Source organism: Alsobacter soli (genome assembly GCF_003004785.1).
In the GTDB taxonomy this organism is placed as follows: Bacteria; Pseudomonadota; Alphaproteobacteria; order Rhizobiales; family Beijerinckiaceae; genus Alsobacter; species Alsobacter soli.
Genome location: NZ_PVZS01000031.1, coordinates 42,340 through 60,693, shown reverse-complemented (window position 1 = coordinate 60,693; position 18,354 = coordinate 42,340). Strand labels below are relative to the sequence as shown.

Sequence of the window (18,354 nt, the reverse complement as noted above, 5' to 3'; positions counted from 1 at the left end):
CCCCTACGAGGCGGAGGACCCCGTCGCGCCCCTTGGGGTCTACGGCGCCAGCAAGGAAGGCGGCGAGCAGGCGGTGCGCACCGCCAACCCGCGCCACGCCATCCTGCGCACGGCCTGGGTGGTCAGCCCGCACCGGGCCAACTTCGTGAAGACCATGCTGCGGCTGGCGGCCGAGCGGCCGCTGCTGCGCGTGGTGGACGACCAATGGGGCAACCCCACGGTGGCCGCCGACCTGGCGGCGGCGCTCGCCACGGTGGCGCTGCGCCTCGCCGGCGACGCGGCGGCCCCGGCCGGCACCTTCCACTTCGCCAACCGCGGCGACGTGACCTGGGCCGGCTTCGCCCGCGAGATCATGGCGCAGTCGGCCGCCCGCGGCGGACCGTCCGTTCCGGTCGAGGGCATCGCCACGGCGGACTATCCCACCCCGGCGCGCCGCCCGGCCAACTCGCGGCTCTCCACGGCGCGGCTCAGCGCCGCCTACGGGATCGAGCCGCGGCCCTGGCGCGAGGCGCTGGGCGAACTGCTGGACGAACTCATCGGCCCGGAACGGGCCACGCAAGGGGCGCACGCATGAAGGGCATCGTACTGGCCGGCGGCTCCGGCACGCGGCTGCATCCGGCGACGCTCGCCATCAACAAGCAGCTGCTGCCGGTCTACGACAAGCCGATGATCTACTACCCGGTGTCGGCGCTGATGATGGCCGGCATCCGCGACATCCTGATCATCTCGTCGCCGGAGTATCTCGACAATTACCGGCGCCTGTTCGGCTCGGGCGAGCAGTTCGGCGTGCGCTTCCAGTACGCCGTGCAGCCGCGGCCCGAAGGCCTGGCCCAGGCCTTCCTGATCGGCCGCGAATTCGTCGGCGCCGACCGCGTCGCCCTCGTGCTGGGCGACAACATCTTCTACGGGGCCGGCCTGATCGACCTTCTGCATCGGGCCGCGGCGCGCGAGACGGGCGCGACCGTGTTCGGCTACCACGTGGAGGATCCGGAGCGCTACGGCGTGGTCACCCTGGACGAGGCCGGCAGGGCGGTCCGCATCGTGGAGAAGCCGACCGAGCCGGAATCCAACTGGGCGGTCACCGGCCTCTACTTCTACGACAACGCCGTGCTGGATATCGCGGCGGCGGTGAAGCCCTCCGCCCGGGGCGAGCTCGAGATCACCGACATCAACCGCGCCTACATGGAGCGCGGCGAGCTCAACGTGGAGCTGATGTCGCGCGGCTACGCCTGGCTCGACACCGGCACCCACGACAGCCTTCTGGAGGCGAGCGAGTTCGTCCGCACCATCCAGCACCGCCAGGGCCTGCAGATCGCCGCCCTGGAGGAGATCGCCTACCTGAACGGCTTCATCGGGCGAGAAGAGCTGTTGAAGAGCGCACGGCTGTTCGGGAAGACGGCGTATGGCCGGGCGTTGCTGAAGCTCGCCGACGCCTGAGCGCCGGGATGCATAATCCGGCTGCGGCGCGCCGCCGCGCGCAGCCGCTCGATCTCGACCTCGAGCCGTTAGATCCGCTCGCTTACGGCCGTGATCGACTTGTCCGAGGCTGCTTATCCGCCTCTTGCGGCAGCGCCAACGCGCCCTCGAAATCCATTTAGTCGCTGCGTCGAACGGCAAGCACGTAGTCCAACATACGCTCCCACCAACGTCCGGATGCAGGCATAACGCCGGTTGCAGTGCGAAGGGGCAAGCCAAATCTCTGCTTTCGACCTCGCCTTCTCAATGCGACGTTTTCCTTCGAAGATGCAGGCTACTGCGCACTAAGCCAGCGTCGAAAAACATATTCCATGAAAAATAGGCCTGTATTGCGCTGCTGCAAAAACTCTCGATGGAGTAACCTACTCTGCCAAATAGCTCATGGCGCTCCAAACATCGCGCCATTGCAGCTGATCGCCAGCTCCGAAAGCGGATGGGAGCGATCGGACCGCTCCCCCGTAGTAGCCAATCTCAATTTCAAAATTCTCGCATGCCGCGCTGCATGGCGTCCATCAGGGGCTGGGTCAGGTAGGCCAGCACGGTGCGTTCGCCGGTCGCAACGATCACCTCCGCGGGAAGGCCCGGGATCAGCTTGCGACGAAGCTCTGGCGGGAACGAGTCGACCCGAACCGAGATGCGGATCTCGAAATAGGGCTGCCGGCTGTATTCGTCCCGCACCGCGTCGGCCGAAACGCTGCGCACTTCGCCCAGCGCGATAGGGGTTGAACGGGACCTCAGCGCCGGAACGCGCACCTCGGCGGCCTGACCGGGATGCAGATGCGGGACGTCGAGGGGCTGGACACGCGCCGACACGACTAGCGTGTCGTCGTCGGGAACGATCTCCATCAGGGTCTCGCCTGCATGCACGACGCCCCCGACCGTGAAGACCTTGCGGTTCACGATCCGGCCGCTCTTGGGCGCGCGGACGTCCGACCGCCGGAGCGCGTCCTCGACCACCGCCACCTTGTCCTTTAGGTCCGAGATGGACGACCGAACGACGGACAGACGGGAAGCGTTCTCTTCTCTAGCCTTGCGCCGAACGCCGGAGATCTGGAACTGTGCCTCCTGGATGACGCGTTCCAGGCGCTCGATATCCGAGGAAAGCTGGCCGGTCCGACCATCCTGCTCCATCTTGGCGCGCTCGATTTGCCGGATCCGCGGGGCGGCGACGAGGCCCTTGTCGACCAGCGGCCGCACCTTCGTCATCTCGTCCGCATAGGAGGCCGACTGCGTCCTTGACGCCTCGAGCTGAGCCTTCAGCCCACGAATCTGCTGCTCCGATTGGGCGCTGCGCTCCAGCAAAATGCCGATCTCGTTGCGACGAGCGTCGCGGCGGTCGACGAAGATGCGCGACTGGTCGGCCAAAGCTCGCTTCACGTCGTCGGACAAGTCGGCCCCGGTCATCTCGGTGCCGAAATCCACCATCTCGGCCCCGTCGAGTTCAGCGAGGATCCGGCGCTCCTCAGCTTGCGCAGCCAGAAGCTGATTGCGGGCCGTGGCGACGGCCGACTTGGCTTGAACCGAGGCGATGCGCAGCAGAACTTCGCCCTCCGTCACGCGCCGGTCCTCGTCGGCCAGGATTTCCGACACGATGCCGCCCTCGAGGTGCTGTACGACCTTGCGGTCGTTCTCCACCACGATGCTGCCCGGCGCGACCACGGCGCTGTCGAGCTTGGCCATTGCGGACCAGGCGCCGAGCAGGCCAAAGGTGAGCGCAATCACGCCGGCCCCGGCCGCCATGGGGCGGGACCAGTCGCCCGGAATTTTTGGTATAGACGACATGGCCTCACACGCTCTGGACGGCGCGCCGCGGCGCCGGTTGCGGTCCCGCGGCGACTCTCGAACCCAGGATTAGCGGCATGATCAGGTCGCGCGGTCCTTCGCGCACGATCTTGCCGTCATGCATGACCAGGACACGGTCGGCGACCGCCAGAAGGCCGGGCTTGTGCGTCACCACGATGACCGAGCGAGCGGCCTGCTTGAGAAGCCGGATCGCGTCCACGAGCGCCTGGTCGCCCTCCCCGTCGAGGTTGGAGTTCGGCTCGTCGAGTACGATCACGGCCGGATCGCCATAGACGGCGCGCGCCAGACCGACGCGCTGCCGCTGGCCGCCCGACAGCGCGACCCCGTCCTCCCCAACGGCGGTCTGATACCCGGCTGGAAGCCGCTGGATCAGGCCATGCGCGCAGGCCATCTCGGCCGCCGCCACCACCTTGGCGTCGTCCAGCGGGCCGAAACGGGCAATGTTCTGGGCGACCGTGCCGGCGAAGAGCTCGATATCCTGGGGTAAGTAACCCAACGCCAAGCCGATCTGGTCGGGATCGAAGTGATCCAGTCTGTTGCCGTCATAGCGGATGGTGCCGCCGGTGGCCGGCCATGCGCCCACCAGCGCCCGGGCGAGGGACGACTTGCCCGACCCCGTAGGTCCCACGATGGCGACCACCTCGCCCGGCGTAACCTTGAAGGAGACGCCCGCGACCATAGGCTGCCGCCCGCCGGGCGCGCAGACATAAAGGCTCTCGACCGCCACCTCGCCGGTGGGAGACGGCAGGCGAAGCGGCCGGGCCTGCGCCGGCGCTTGCGCGAAACCACGGGCGAGACGCTCATAGGCGCTCCTCGCGCCAACAAAGGAGCGCCACTGTGCCACGGCCTGCTCCACGGGCGCGAGCGCGCGCCCCATGATCAACGACGAAGCGAACATCACCCCGCCGGAAACTTCCTGGCGGATCACCAGCCAGGCACCTAGGCCCAGGATACACACCTGCATTACGGCGCGGAGAAACTTGGACAGGGACAAGATCAGGCCGCCAAGATCGTTCGCCTGCACTGACCGGGACAGGCTTTCGACATGCTGCGCCTCCCAGAGGCCGCGGATGGAAGGAGCCATGCCGAGGCCGCGAATGGCCTCCGCGTTGCGCAGGGTCGAGGACAGATTTGCATAAGAGGCCGCGCCGTGCATCGCAGCCTGCACGAGCAGACCCTTGGTGAGCTTCTCGTTCCACCACGCCAAGCCGAACAAGGCGACGGCCCCCGAGAGCGCCACCAGCCCCACCAGGGGGTGCAGCAGGAAGCACACGGCCAGGAAAACGGGCGCCCAGGGCACGTCCAGCAAACTGACGAGCGCCGAGCCGCTGACGAATTCGCGAACCGTGTCCACGTCGCGGACCATCTGGGCATGCTGCCCGCCGCGGTTGCGCAGCGCGCTTTGCAGCGCGGCGTCGAACGCGTCCCTCGACAGGAGAGCATCGAGCCTGAGGCCGGCTCTCACCAACACCATTGAACGAATCTTCTCCAGCGCCGCATAGGACAAGAGCAGCGCCGCCGCGATAATCGACAGCATTGTAAGGGTAGTCTCATTGCGCGAACTCAGGACGCGGTCATAGACCTGCATCATGTAGATCGGCGACACGAAAACCAGAACGTTGGCGAAAAACGAAAAGACCGCTACGCCGATGATGGCGGGGCGGATCGCCCGCATGGCCCTGTCGAGCGGAGCGGATTGCGGCTCTTCGGCTCGCATGCGCAAAGAAACTCCCGATGAAGTAATCCTCGTCAGTCGGCCCTAAAACGCTTGACGATGAGTTAAGCTAGCATGTCCGCGCAGGTTCTAATCGTAACCGCGATCTGACCGTGAGGCCCTGAAGCGAAACGTATCGAACATGGGGCGCAGCTGTCCCCCTCGGCTCGCCTCAGCTCGTCAATAATCTAGCCATTATAGGCGGCCGATTTGCGGCCTCCCCGCGCGTGAACCGGATGTTGGGGGCCGGCATGACGGCCCTGCCGCCCTCTGCCCAACTTGAGCAAAGTTACTGTTTGAAATGCCCGCGCTAATCTCGATTCGCGGTTAGCCCGATCTCCGCACCTCCAGCGGTCCCTGCGGCCGGGGCCAACGACCGTTGCGAGCGGACCGCCTTACGTAATTTACCGTATGGCAGTTTATTTGGTTTCAAAAGCGTTGATTTCGCGTTAAGTGGTGCGGCTGCGGGAAATGGGGGGGGTGATTTGTCAAATAATCTGACAGATGACATGCTCGCAGATGAAAATTTTCCGACAAACTGCACCCGCAGGCTGCTCGCTGAAAAAGACGACGGAGTCGAGAGTAACACGAAGCCAGAACCTGCAATCTTCGCCCGGGGAAAATACCAGCCGTCTCTGGATGGCATGCGCGGCGTCGCGGTGCTTGTTGTCGTTGCCGTACACGCTCGGCCCGATTACCTGCCCGGCGGGTGGATTGGCGTGGATGTATTCTTCGTCCTGAGCGGCTATCTGATCACCGGGTTGCTCGCTGCTGAGCTGGCGCAGAGCGGACGGGTGGACGTGCCCCGCTTCTATTTCAGCCGATCTCTTAGACTCGTTCCCGCCCTCTGGGCCATGCTGGCTGCCCTTCTAGCTTTCAGTCTGGTGTCCAGCGCCGCCGATCAGCCGACCCTCAAGGACACGGGCGTCGCCTTTGCGTACCTGATGAACTTCGCCCTCGCATATGGCGATTATCCAAAAAATGGGTTGGCCCACACATGGTCGCTGGCTGTCGAGCAGCAGTTTTACCTTATTTGGCCGCTGCTCCTCTCCCTCCTGATCGGCAGACGACCGACGCGCTGGATCGGCGCCGCCATTTGTTTGTGCGCCGCCTGGCGATGGTATCTCGTTGCTAGCGGCGCCCCGGCGGACCGTGTCTATTTCGGGCTCGACACCCACATCGAGCCGATCCTGATCGGGTCATGGCTGGCGCTTGTTCGCCTTCCCGTAGGATTCCGGAAGCTGCTGATTGGAGCGCCTTTCGTGCCTCTGGTGGCACTTTGCATCATGCTGTTCGCGAGCAGAAACACGTCACCCCACGCCCTCACCCTTGGAATTTCCGTTGCCGGACTGGCGACAGCCTGGCTGATTGTCGTTGTCTCAGAGCGTAACCAAACGAGTTCTGCACTGAGTTTCGGCCCCCTGGTCTGGCTGGGCAAGATCTCATACGGCTTCTATCTTTGGCACCTTCCCGTCATTCTGCTTGGGCACGGGATATTACCCAGATGGAGCAATGCGGTCTCGATCCTTGCCTGTATAGCGCTGGCAGGTCTGTCCCACCGGTATATCGAAGCTCCTTTCCTCCGCCTTAAGGCCACTCTCAGGTCATCCAACAGGCCTGCACGGCCTTGGCATGTCGAAAGTCTAGCCGCCCAGCTGCCTGGCTCTCTGCGATGAATTGTGAATCGTCGGTGCGGGTCAGCTGCTGATCCACCCTTAACATTGGGTTCTGAAGCACCATGGGGAACCACCCGCCCCTCTTTGAGCCGAGATTGCGGTGGGGTGGCGACTAACGGCCTCGTTGGGCCACGCCCGACGTGCGCTTGATTCGTCGGTGTCATAATGGAGACAAAGTGGAAGCGACATTAACGCCTGCAACTGCCACGTCCACCGCCGTCGAGTCCCGTGTCGGAACCCTGACCCCACCCAAGAAGGACAGATTCGCCACCATCCAGGCCGGCAGAGCCATGGCGGCGTTCTTGGTCGTGATGACGCATGCCGGCTCCATCCTAGGCGAGCCCCGCTATTACGCGCAGGAGCCGCTCGGAGGCTGGCTGAGGGGCTTCCGGGTGGGGGTCGATTTCTTCTTCGTGGTGAGCGGCTTCATTATCGCCTACATCCACTGGAACGACCTCGGAAATCCGGGCAGGTTGCGCTCCTATATGGCGAGCCGCTTCAGCCGCGTGTATCCGCCTTATTGGATCATCCTGATTCCCCTGTTCTTGCTCTACCTGGCCTTTCCCAATGCGGGCCAACCCAGCCAGCGCGACCCGCTGAACTTCGTCTTTTCCGTCCTCCTGATGCCATTTCCCGTGCATCCGGTGCTGGGCGTAGCCTGGACGTTGGTGCACGAAATGTTCTTTTATTCCGTGTTCGCCCTGCTGATCGTCACGCAGTTCTCACCCAAGCGAGTGTTGCTGGGTTGGGCGCTTGTGATCATCGTTCTGAACCTCAGCTTCTCTCCATTGGCGTTTCCGCTGTCCATCTTTTTCAATCCCTTCAATCTAGAGTTTATCGTCGGCGTCGGATCAGCGGTTTGGCTCATGCGCCACCGCGCTCCGGCGCCCCTGTGCATGGCGGTGGCAGGGCTAGCGACCTTCGCGGGATTCCTGTTCTTCGGGCAGTACGTCCTGGAAACGCCGCTTCTGGCCAGAACGGTGTTCGGCTTATCGACGGTAGTGTCCATTATCGGCTTCGTTGAGCTCGATCGGCAGGGCCGCGTTCAAGTGCCGGCTTGGCTGCAGCTATTGGGCGCAGCGTCATATTCGATGTATCTGGTGCACGGGATCGCTCAATCGGCGACGCTGCTGGCGCTGTTCAAATCAGGGTGGGGCTCGCTTCCCATGCTCGTTGCGGTTCCGCTCCTTGCCGCTGTGAGCGTCTTGGCCGGGGTCCTGTACCATTTGTTAGTCGAGCAGCGAATCATCCGTATCGCTCGTCGCGCACTCGCCTAGCGCTCCGATCCGCTGGCCCGATCACCAAATTGGAATCGCGTTTTCGCAGAAGCCGTCAGGCTCTGTCCGCCTGCGCGAGCTCTCTGGCCCTATTGGGGTTGGGTTCTTCCCGCTTGCCGTAATGCCCCCCGAACTCGAGCAGCAGCTTCGGATTGCGCAGCCCCAAATTGGCGAGGTACTCGAGTTCTTCACGGAATCGGGCGGCCACGACCGCATCCATGCCGTAGTCGAAACCCGAATCGATGACCTGCCTGATAGTCATTTGCACGAGGTGCTGTGGCTCTGTATTGAGATGGTCGAAGGCAAACCAGATTACTCGGCGCTGAGCTTCTACCAGCGCAGTCAGGTTATTCACCCTCTTGACGAGATCGAGCATGATCATCGTCTGCCGCTCGACAAGCTGACGCATACTATCCTCGTCCATTCAGTGACCTCTTGGTTGGTCCGCTCTCATGCTGGCCCGCGTCGAGAGAAGAGGTGCCCCAGGGTGCGACCGCCTGTCCGCCGCAAGACCGGGTCCGATACAATCCCGATTATTGCAAGAACCGTTCCGGCCGCGACGGACCAGACCAGGCTCAGAATGTTTGAAACGGGGATGATCCACGCGCAGAAGCAGCAGGCGACGAGGCAGGCCGCCGGTATGCCCAGGGTCAAGAGGGTGGGCCACTTTGCCTTGGCCGCCCACATCAGGAGCGCGGCGTCAAGGGCGACCCGGAACACCCACGCCAGAGCCGCGCCGATTAGCCCGAAATGACTGGTCAAGAACCAGAGGATGAGCAGGAAGGGCAAGACTTCAAGCAGGTGGAATTTCGCGGTCAGGTCAGGCCGGCCCCGTGCCTGAAGCAGGCTGAAGGGAACGAACGCGAGGCCGTTGATCCACGCGCCGAGCATCAATAGGGCGGCGATCGGGCCAGCGGTGTCAGCGAAGGCCGGGCTGATCCAGAGCGCGATGAACGGCTTAGCGAGGAAGATCGCCGGCCCGCAGATCACCGCATAGCTGAAGCCGAGCGTCAGTGTCGCTTTCTCGAACACGCGCTGCGCTTCAGCCGCTTCAAGGCGGGACAAGCGCGGGAACAAGGCGCGGGATAGGGCGACGGCGAAGAACTGGCTGCGCGTCACTAGGGACATCGGGATGGCGTAATAGGTGACGGCAGACACCCCGAGCGTGGACCCAATCACGAACTGGTCGATGGACTGCAATAGCGGGCTCACGAGGCTCGAAACGGTGACCCAGCCTCCGTATTTAAACAGGCCCACCAGGGCCTCGGCCTGCACCACAAACGATCCCCAGGGCCCCTCCTTCAGCACCACGAAGGCGAGGATCAGCAGGACGCCTGCCGCTCGCGCAATCACGGCGATCGGAACGACGACGTCCAGCGTCGGCGAAATCAGGATCGCTGCAACGACCGGCGCGACCTGCCCTAGGACGGCGCCGAATGTCTGGAGCGCGTTCACGGCCGTGAAACGTTCGCTTGCCTCGAGGATCCCAACCGCCACGCCGGATACGAGGGCAAGTGGCAGAAAGGCGGCCACCCAGGGCAGCGCGAACGCGATCTCGGGCTTGATGGCCTCCGGGACCGTAATGAACCAGGTCATCAGCGCCATGCCGGCCAAATAGAGGGCGACGGCGCCCGCGCAGCCGATCACTAAATTGGCCAGCAGCGAAGCGACGATGAGGCTGGTGCGATCGCTTGTTGACGATGCCTGCAGGCGAGCCAGCGCGTTAGTGGACGCGCGGCTAAGGCCGAGATCGAGAAAACCGAAATAGCCGAGCAGCAGCCACACGATGGAGAGCACGCCATAGCGCGCCTCCCCGATACGGTGAACAAAAATCGGAACCGTGAGAATGGACACCGCGATGGTGACGAGAGTCCCCGTCGCGTTCGCCAGAAAGTTGACGCTGATGCTTCTCGTCTTCATGAGGCGGGGTTCGCCCCTTGCTCACGCCCGCCCAGGAAATCGCCGGTTTCACGCGGCTGAACGAACAGCTGGGAACTGAGGTTCGCCCGGAGAACCGCTTGCGGTAGATCAGCGTACTTGGGCATGCAATGGCCTCGCCTCTCCGCCTCGCAGAAACAGCACTTCACTGCGGCCAGGCTCGAATCGCTCGCGGCTCCCATCCCGTCCAAAAGGAAAGGTTGGAACGGCTGCGGCCACTGCGTACAGCCGTGTGCGACAGGTAGGTGACGATCACGTAGAAAATGAGCCCGCAGGTAACTCCGAGAGCCATGAAGAGCATCGGCCGGGGGAAATTGGGACTTCCGGGCACCGTGGCGCTCTGGATAACCTGGGCCGTCGAAAATGCCTCGTTAGACCGCCACGCGTCATTAATTCGCGCTTCGCCAGCTCGTTTCGCAAGATTTTCGATGTAGCCGCTGGCCTGGGTCACCCGTCGCTGCAAATCCTCGAAGGTGGCCTCGTTCGCCGCCAACTGATCGAGCTGAGCCTCGATGCGCGACATTTCGTTCGACCTGAGGGACGCCGTCGCCCTGAGCCCAGCCAAATCGGCGTTCATCGCGACCAGCCGGGCGGCGGACTCCTGATAGATCTTGACGTTGAGCAACGGCGGATCGTTGGACAAAGCCTCGTCGCGCTTGGGCCCCCTTGGCGCCAGGTTCGACTCGCCGAAGATCTCCACCGGAAGCGTAATGTTCTTCCGAAGTGAGCTAAGCTGGTACTTGAGTGAGTTGAGTTCGCTCTCTGCGCGCGCGACCTGGGTGGCGTTGTCGTCTAATTCCTTGGCGGCCGCGGCGCGGGCCTGGAGCAACAACCGGCGCTGCTCCGATATCGAATAAATCCGCTTTTCCCGGCTGAACACATCGAGGGCCGCCGCAGCCGCGTGCAGGTCGTCGTTGAATCGCTTCTCTTGCTCCCTGAAGAAATCGACGTCGCCTTGGTTGCGATAAAGAGCCGTTCGGCGAGCCAGGTACTCGCTTGCAAGTTGGTTGGCAAACCTCGCGGCCATTGCGGGGTCGCCGTGCCTGAATGCGATCTTTAAAATGAACGTGTTCGGCTCGACGGTGAAAATCGAATTCGCCTTCGCTACCGCGAACGCGGCCGCAGTCACGTCGGAATCAGGCGCGAAATCTTGCGTGGCCAGGAGGCGGCCTGGGCCGACGGCAGCAACCGCCTTGCGGATCACGTCCTCACTGCCCGCGATGCTCAGCTGCGTCTTCAGGACCTGATCGTAAGTGATAACTTCGTTGCCGCCTCGCCGGTCTTCCGAACCGACGAGCGCCACCGATCCGCGCGACCCATCCAGAAGAATGAGAGTGCTGGCCTCGAAGCGCTTCGCCGGCAGGTAGGACAGCGCGGCCGCAAGCGCAATCGGAAGCGACAGGGCCAACACGCCCAATGTGTTCCAGCCGGCGCCAGCAGGCAGAATGCGTCGGATCGAAGTCATGCCTGAATTCCTTGCGTCTACGCTGAGCTCGCCCCAGCCGACATTGAACGCCGGCGAAATTATCGTTAACGTCAAGTTTGACGATTTTGCATAAGGCGAGTATAGCGAACTCTCTCGCAGCGCACAACACGCCGCGCTGGTTGTGAGTTCGATTGCGAACTGCTAATCAGACCACCCTTGGCGGGTTATGGCCCTGCATCGTTGAATAACCTTCAGGATCGCTATCTTAACGATGCCCACAAGTACGATGCCCACTTCATCGTCGCGATGGTCGAAGGTGCCTCCACCGTTGTCTCAGCACTCGGGATCTGGCCCGTCGTGATGAGATCACAGCATTCCTCCGGGACGGGTTCGCTCCGGGAGCGAGCACGCATGATTCTAGCACCCGAAACACCCAGGGCCATGATGGCGAAGCACGATGCTGCGGGGTACTCCTCTCCCTGCTCCAGCCAGTTCTCGCCCGAAGAGATGCACGCGAAGCTGCATCATGAGAATAACTTCGACTATATCCGTCTGTTCGCAGCACTACAGGTTTTGATCTTTCATTCGATCTATCACTTGGGAATCGAAAGCCCATTCTGGACGAACATCCTGAGTCCCTTTGCGGGTGTTCCGATCTTTTTTGTGACCAGCGGCTTCCTCATCACGGCGTCCTACGAGCGCAAGCCAACTCTATTGTCCTATGCGCACAATCGGGTCTTACGCATTTTCCCTGGCCTCTGGGCTTGCCTCGCGGTCACGGCCGCGGTCGTTCTATATCTCGGATACGAGGTCTGGAGCGTTGCGGGGGTGCAGTGGTTCGTACTCCAGCTTTGTGCGGTAATCTATACACCGAAATTCCTGTCTGGCTTCGGATTTGGCTCATATAACGGCAGCCTGTGGACGATTCCGGTAGAGCTCCAATTCTACGCCACGGTACCAGTTCTCTCCTATGTTGTTGCGCGCACGCGCCGCAAAGATCTGACGCTCGCCGTTGCGCTCGTATTCTTCCTGGGTCTCGCGGTCATCATCCGGGGCATCGCTCCTTCGGTCATGGGTATCTACGACACCACGGAAACCCTCGCCGGGAAGCTCCTCCGTTATTGTTTTTTTTCACATTATTATCTTTTTCTGATCGGCGCTTTATGCTGGTATCTACGGCTGGAGACGACGAAGATATTGGCTGGCGCGGCCTGGGCCTGGTTAATCGTTCTGGCCGCCACGCATGTTGTTTTCCGTGATGCGACTCCCATAGCGGTCGTCGTTAGGCAGGGGGTCCTTGCGATGTTCACCCTTGCGGTGGCTCACAGCTATGTCCGCGTCAACCTTCTTCGGGGCCAGGACATTTCGTACGGGGTCTATCTCTATCACGGTCTCATTCTGAACCTCGTCATCGAGTTCGGCGGCGGGGGCGATGCTCGTTGGCTCTATGGCGTGCTGGGAGCTTCCTTGGTCGCAGGCTGGCTATCTTGGGCGCTGGTCGAAAAAAGAATGCGGAGCCGAAAATTTCGGGAGGGCTTTCGTCATGCCTGAATTCTAGAGCGGATGTGACAGGGCTCGAACCCGCGGCCTCCGGCGTGACAGGCCGGGCAATTCGCGAGGCGGGTCAAGGCCTTTTCGCTCCTGCTTCTTCAGTCTAACAGGTCGTCAGTTTAAACCAGAGCCAGCGAGCAGCGACCAGCCGTTTACATCGCCCGGCGCAGTCAGGCGAGAGTGACACCATGGGAATGCGCGACAGGAGAATGCCAGTTGACCTCGGCCGCAACCTATAGCCGTCATCTCGCTCCCCCTCTGGCGATCCACCGCATCGTTCTACACTTGCTTATCATTGCCGAGCTTGTCTTCAGCTCACGACTTTACCTCGCATTTCTACCAAGCTTCGCACAACGATTAATTCTCGCATTAATCTTGCTCACTTCAGCTGGTTATACGGCACTGGCCCTGGCCCGAGGGTATTTTGCGGCGGCGTTTGTTCAGTTGGTCTGCCTTGCCTTGATTATCACGCAGATGCTGGTGTTTGAAGGCAATACAAGTCTGCCTGTTGAATGGAATGGCATAGGTCAATACCTAACGATTTCGCTTTTTGTTCCCATATTTATGCTCTGCAATTATGGCCTTGCTGACAGATTCATGGATGTGTTCGGTCGCTACACGACCATCTATGCGTTGCTGTACGTCCCCTTTGTTCTGCTTCACAATTTCAACCTAATACCGATGCAAATCGTGCAGCCGATTCTGTCCAACGACGTCGAGCGCGGTGATCGCCTTTTCGCGCATTCAGGCGCATTGCTGTACGCTTGGTTTCTGATCCTAGGACGTTTGCGGTTCGGATTCACGTTCGGACGAGCGATCATCGTTCCGATGTGCCTGCTCGCCTTGTTACTGACAGTCTCACGTGTCTACCTCACATGTGCGGGTGTAATCACGGTCTTTTTTTTAGCTCGAGTTCCCTATTCGTTGACGCGCGTCATCTGCCTGCTCGCCTTGGGCACCGCTTCCGCCGTGCTCCTGTATGGCGCACTTGATCCAACCTGGAATCCTTTTGCGGGATATTTAGACTCAGACACATCTGGCCGCGGGCGCATGCTTGAATATCAAGTTGCGCAGGTGTTGGTTCAGAGGAGTCCGATCTTTGGGTACGGGCTTCCCTCTTCGGGTGATCAGGCCGGCTTCGTCACTGGCCTGACATTTTTCGCGGGCAACGACCTTGGAGCGTTCGGCGTGTATATGGACCTTGGAATAATTGGGCTAGTCCTCTATTTTGCCGCAAGCGTCTTGGCGACACAGCGTTTGGAATTGCCAAGTGAGCCGTTCCGATCTGCGCTCTTCTATGCCGGCTGCACCCTGGCGCTTGATGGATGTTTATCGCCGATGTTGTTTATTCCCGGCGGCACAATCATCTTCGCTGTGATCCTGGGTGTATGGCTTGCACAAAAAGCTCAAAGTTGAGCGGGCGTGTCTGGCTACCGGGATCCTCTTCGGTACGGAGTACTGATCACTTCCTCAGGGGCTGACTGCTGTCCTGGACCCTCGTTAAGGAAGGAACGCGAGGTAGGAAAGTCGCGCGATACGCAATATAGGCATCCATCTGCTCACACCTCGTCGCTCAAAGGCCTCTTTATTCGATACGCAGTAGCAATGATCTCGCACGGTCCATTTGGTTGGTAGGTGCGTTAACGCCATACGATCAGCTTGGTGAACGTGAATGAATCCGATGCAACCTTCCTCCTTGGTGGCTAGAGTAATTCCGCCGCAGATTCACCTGACGCTTGTAGCGATTCTCCTATTTGCCGAAATCGTGTACAGCTCACGCCTGCACATGCTTTTCCCTTATCTTAACTCTCAGCCGCTTGTTCTTGGTCTTATCTTCGCAATCAGCGGAATTTACGCAGCTTTAACCTGGATAGATGGGTTCGCGTCGCAGATAATTTCGTTTTTGATCGCGACCTCAGTTGTCGCCGGAGCGGTATACAATTCAGAGCAAGTTACCAATCTTCCTAACAAATTGAGTACAGCCTTTCAATTTGCTCCTCTCTTCACATTTGGAGTCTTTTTCGCACTTGAACGAGTCGCTCTCGCCGAGGCAACGATGAGGATGGTTGTGATCTCAACAACGATATATGTGTGTAGCTACTTGATTGTCGTGTTATTGTTTATGAGCGAATTGATGCCGGCCTTATATTTGAGACCTATCCTCCTCACAGATGTTGAGCGTGGAGATCGGATTTTCGTCTATGCTGGCGCGGCGGCATTTGCCTGGTATTATTGGTTCGGCCGCGCGCTGCAGGAGCGCACTCTTTGGTCCATGATTCTTGCGACGTTCTGCGGAGTGGCGATTTTGCTGACTCTTTCGCGCTTGTTCATATCATGCGTTGTACTGATGACCGCCCTTTTTGTGTTGCGGTTCTCGACTTCAGCAATCCGTAAGATTGCACTCATGATACTTGGATCTTCAACACTTCTTTATACCTTTGGCTTTATTGATGTTAGCTTCAATCCGTTCTCCGCCTTTTCCGCCGATTCGTCGGGCGGCGCCCGTGCCATTGAATATGATTTAGCAAGGCACCTCCTGTTTAACAGCCCGCTACTAGGCATCGGTGTTCATCAGTCGAGTTACGAACTGGGATTTGTCACTGGCAACTACTTCTTTGCGTCTGCTGACCTCGGACCTTTGGGAGTTTGGTTAGATTTCGGAGCTCTAGGGCTGTGTCTTTTCTTCGCTGCATCGTATGTGAGCTGCCAGCCAATCATGTCGATACCGCAACGCTTCGGCTGGCCGTTGTTCCTTACAGGAAGCATGTTGACCGCTTATGGCTGCATCGCACCGAATCTGTTTTCGCAAGGTGGCGCCTTGTATTTTGCGATGATATTTGGCTTTTCCGCCGCAAGAACAGGCACCAAATAATCCAGCGCCACGGCCGGTTTTCGGATTGCAACGGCATGAGGCCGCCATGGCTCAGTCGAGGGCATCGAACAAAACACGCCTAGCGCTAACACGCGACCGATATCGACAATTCGAGACATCAAGCTAACGCAAACCTATGCCGGCACTGCGATAACTGCGCGCAGAGCAACAGGGGCTGCTGATGAACCTCGGCATCAATATCAACGGTTCGGATTGGAACCTCTACCCAACCCAGGATGAAATTGACTATTTCGCCGCGAAAGGCTTCCACAGCATTCGTGTCCCGTTCGAATGGAGCCTCGTGCAGTCGTCCGAATTTGGGGACCTTAATCCCTATCCTGTCGATAAGCTGGAGGAGATAGTCCGCTACGCCGCCCATGCGGGGATCAATGTAATTCTCGATCTTCACAGCTACGGGTATGGTCCCGGCGATCATAGCTACGACCATGGCCCTGGTGGACTAATAGGCGCTGAAACGTCGGTGCCTGCATTTGCGGATCTTTGGGGCAAGCTCGCCAGCGTCTTCGCAAACGACGGTAATGTCGTGTTCGGGCTTATGAACGAGCCTCAGGTGAGCTCGTCTTCTACTTGGCTAGCGGCAGTCAACGCCGCAATAGCGGCAATCCGGGAGGCAGGCGCAAGTCAGCCGGTCTTGGTACCGGGGCTTAACTGGGACAGCGCAGCGACGTGGACAGTCACGGATAACGCGAGTGTGCTCGGCGCTCCGGGCGCCATAGTCGACCCGGCCCACAATTTCGCGTTCGAGGTGCATCAATACCTTGACGCCGATATGTCAGGGCAGTCTGCCTCCGTTGTATCATCGACTATCGGCGTGGAGCGTCTCGAAGCGGTCACGCACTGGGCGGAGACGACCGGCGCCAAGCTCTTTCTTGGCGAGTTCGGCGTAGCCAACGACACCACTTCGCTTCAGGCGCTCGACGGCATGCTGGGCTTTATGCAGGCCCACCCGAGCGTTTGGCTTGGCGGCACATATTGGGCCGCGGGCGAGAGCTGGCATGACTACATGTACTCGGTGGAACCGGCACTGGGCATCATCGACGCGGCCCAGATGGATGTCCTGGAGGCGCACACCGGCGCAACGCTCACCCGCGCCGTTCTCGACAACGGCGATGTCCAATACACAACCTATGTCCCGGGCCGCATGCAACCGACTATCATCGACATCCTCGATGCCGGAGGCGCGTTGAAGTCGCGCGCCTTGTTCGACATCGACGGGCACTTGTCGAAGACTCTCGACGTCGCTGTAGACGGATTCTACTCGTTGACGGGCTATGCGGCTTCCGGCCACGCCGACAGCAGCAAGGTCTATGACAGCGGCCAGCATCTCCTGAGCTCGACCACGGTCGCGGACTCGGGCATCCGGGAGACGCAGCTGTTCCATTCCGGGGATTATTCGCCCTACCAGATTGACACTTACGGGGCGGACGGCGTTCTCGCCAACCGCCTCGTCACCGAATCTGACGGTGGGCACATCGATTACCTCTATAGCGACGGAAAAATCTCTTGCGTCCAAAAATTTGACGCCGGTTGGCAGCTCACCTCGCAGGCGGAGTATTGCGCCAATGGCGCGCTCAGCCGATTCACCACCACGGACGACCACGGCAACCATGCGGTCCAACAGTTCGACTCCATCGGCTCGATGGTCGTGAACCTCACGGTCTACACCCCCGATTGGTTAAACGTGGTTTCGAGCACGACCTACGAGGCCAATGGTATGGCGCGTTGCGTCAGTTTCGAGAGGATCGACCCCTCCTCCGAATGGCGGGCGTCCACCATCGACACGATCCAGGCGGATGGAGCCATCTTCGAGCGCGCCACCCTGAACCCGAATGGCACGGTGGCGTCACTCGACCACGTCAACCCCGACCAGACGCACACCGTCAGCGTGCTCTCGGCGGACGGGACGACGCTTCAATCCTGGGAGACCTATGATGCTGACTGGCACCTGGAGAGCCGCGTCTCCTTCACGCCCGCCGGCCAAGTCAGCTCGGTGCAGCATGACACATCCAGCGGAGGCCATTACGTCGCGTCCTACACAGCCGGCGCGGGGCAGCCCGCGAGCATCGACGCCTATGACGCCGCCTGGCAGTGGCAGAGCCGCACGAGTTTCGACTTCGCGGGGCACGTGGCGACTGATAGCTTGACGCAAGATGGCGGACACGCCGTCATCAGCTACGGCGCGGATGGCGATGTATTGTCCCAGGAGCTGTATTCGAGCGCCTGGCAGCTGCAGAGCAGGGTCAGCTATGAGAATGGCCACGTCGCCTCCATTCAGATCGACACCTCCGCCGGCGCTCATGTTGTAGCCACGTTCGATCAAGCGGGAGCCGCGGCCAGCAACATCCAGCTGTTCGACGCCGAGTGGGCCATGTTGGATAGCTTCCACTTCGACACGCTGGCCAACGCCTACCGCGCGGACGGGCCTGAGGGCATCGGCGGCCCTATCACCCTCGCCCCAGAGCTGGGGGCCGCCGTAACCGGACTGGCGGCTACCCCCTTCCCCGCCGCGGCCCACGACTATCACGGAGAACTCGACTTCCTGGCTCAGACGCTTCACACCGCTCAAGACGCTCTCGCGCACTGGCACTGAAGGGCAGCCC

The 18,354-nt window shown here is 60.7% G+C and carries 13 protein-coding genes and 1 tRNA gene; 8 read left to right on the top strand and 6 right to left on the bottom strand.

Going from position 1 to position 18,354, the window contains the following annotated elements:
- Both SLNSH_RS20650 and rfbA read left to right on the top strand, forming a co-directional pair.
- Positions 1-574, top strand: a 574-nt coding sequence (locus tag SLNSH_RS20650; RefSeq protein WP_146140336.1) for an SDR family oxidoreductase, incomplete at its 5' end; no start/stop codon positions are given.
- Complete coding sequence (gene rfbA, locus SLNSH_RS20645; protein ID WP_106339511.1) at positions 571-1,437, top strand: glucose-1-phosphate thymidylyltransferase RfbA; 867 nt, start codon at positions 571-573, stop codon at positions 1,435-1,437. The genes SLNSH_RS20650 and rfbA, both read left to right, overlap by 4 nt.
- Positions 1,438-1,953: 516 nt before the next feature.
- On the opposite strand, the gene SLNSH_RS20640 is transcribed toward rfbA, so the two are convergent.
- A complete protein-coding gene (locus SLNSH_RS20640) occupies positions 1,954-3,258 on the bottom strand; it encodes an HlyD family type I secretion periplasmic adaptor subunit (RefSeq protein ID WP_245422430.1) in 1,305 nt (434 codons plus the stop codon).
- Positions 3,259-3,262: 4 nt separating this feature from the next.
- Positions 3,263-4,996, bottom strand: coding sequence for a type I secretion system permease/ATPase (locus SLNSH_RS20635; RefSeq protein ID WP_106339507.1), 1,734 nt, complete (start codon positions 4,994-4,996; stop codon positions 3,263-3,265).
- Between the two features lie 506 nt (positions 4,997-5,502).
- Between SLNSH_RS20635 and SLNSH_RS20630 the strand changes: the two genes are divergently transcribed.
- The gene (locus SLNSH_RS20630; RefSeq protein WP_106339505.1) at positions 5,503-6,669 is read left to right on the top strand and encodes an acyltransferase family protein; all 1,167 of its coding nucleotides are present in this window, start codon (positions 5,503-5,505) and stop codon (positions 6,667-6,669) included.
- Positions 6,670-6,845: 176 nt separating this feature from the next.
- Positions 6,846-7,946: an acyltransferase family protein gene (locus tag SLNSH_RS20625; RefSeq protein ID WP_146140335.1), complete on the top strand. Its 1,101-nt coding sequence runs from the start codon at positions 6,846-6,848 to the stop codon at positions 7,944-7,946.
- 55 nt (positions 7,947-8,001) lie between these two features.
- Here the strand turns inward: SLNSH_RS20625 and SLNSH_RS20620 are convergent, their stop codons facing one another.
- The 3 genes from SLNSH_RS20620 to SLNSH_RS20610 form a co-directional block, all read right to left on the bottom strand.
- Positions 8,002-8,355 (bottom strand): hypothetical protein, encoded by a 354-nt coding sequence (locus tag SLNSH_RS20620; RefSeq protein ID WP_146140334.1) that lies wholly within the window; start codon positions 8,353-8,355, stop codon positions 8,002-8,004.
- 41 nt (positions 8,356-8,396) lie between these two features.
- Positions 8,397-9,866: a flippase gene (locus SLNSH_RS20615; protein WP_106339499.1), complete on the bottom strand. Its 1,470-nt coding sequence runs from the start codon at positions 9,864-9,866 to the stop codon at positions 8,397-8,399.
- Positions 9,867-10,029: 163 nt separating this feature from the next.
- Positions 10,030-11,349, bottom strand: coding sequence for a GumC domain-containing protein (locus SLNSH_RS20610; protein ID WP_106339497.1), 1,320 nt, complete (start codon positions 11,347-11,349; stop codon positions 10,030-10,032).
- A 177-nt stretch (positions 11,350-11,526) separates the two neighbouring features.
- Here SLNSH_RS20610 and SLNSH_RS20605 point away from each other — a divergent pair, with 177 nt between their 5' ends.
- Positions 11,527-12,861: an acyltransferase family protein gene (locus SLNSH_RS20605; protein WP_146140333.1), complete on the top strand. Its 1,335-nt coding sequence runs from the start codon at positions 11,527-11,529 to the stop codon at positions 12,859-12,861.
- A 12-nt stretch (positions 12,862-12,873) separates the two neighbouring features.
- On the opposite strand, the gene SLNSH_RS25005 is transcribed toward SLNSH_RS20605, so the two are convergent.
- A tRNA-Asp gene (locus SLNSH_RS25005) sits at positions 12,874-12,955 on the bottom strand.
- A gap of 122 nt (positions 12,956-13,077) precedes the next feature.
- Between SLNSH_RS25005 and SLNSH_RS20600 the strand changes: the two genes are divergently transcribed.
- From SLNSH_RS20600 to SLNSH_RS20590, 3 genes are all read left to right on the top strand, one after another.
- Complete coding sequence (locus SLNSH_RS20600) at positions 13,078-14,277, top strand: O-antigen ligase family protein (protein WP_106339493.1); 1,200 nt, start codon at positions 13,078-13,080, stop codon at positions 14,275-14,277.
- A gap of 256 nt (positions 14,278-14,533) precedes the next feature.
- On the top strand, positions 14,534-15,733 hold the full coding sequence (locus SLNSH_RS20595) for an O-antigen ligase family protein (protein WP_106339491.1): 1,200 nt from the start codon (positions 14,534-14,536) through the stop codon (positions 15,731-15,733).
- Between the two features lie 181 nt (positions 15,734-15,914).
- Entirely contained in the window at positions 15,915-18,344 is a 2,430-nt protein-coding gene (locus tag SLNSH_RS20590; protein WP_106339489.1) for a glycoside hydrolase family 5 protein, read from the top strand.
- Positions 18,345-18,354 lie beyond the last annotated feature (10 nt).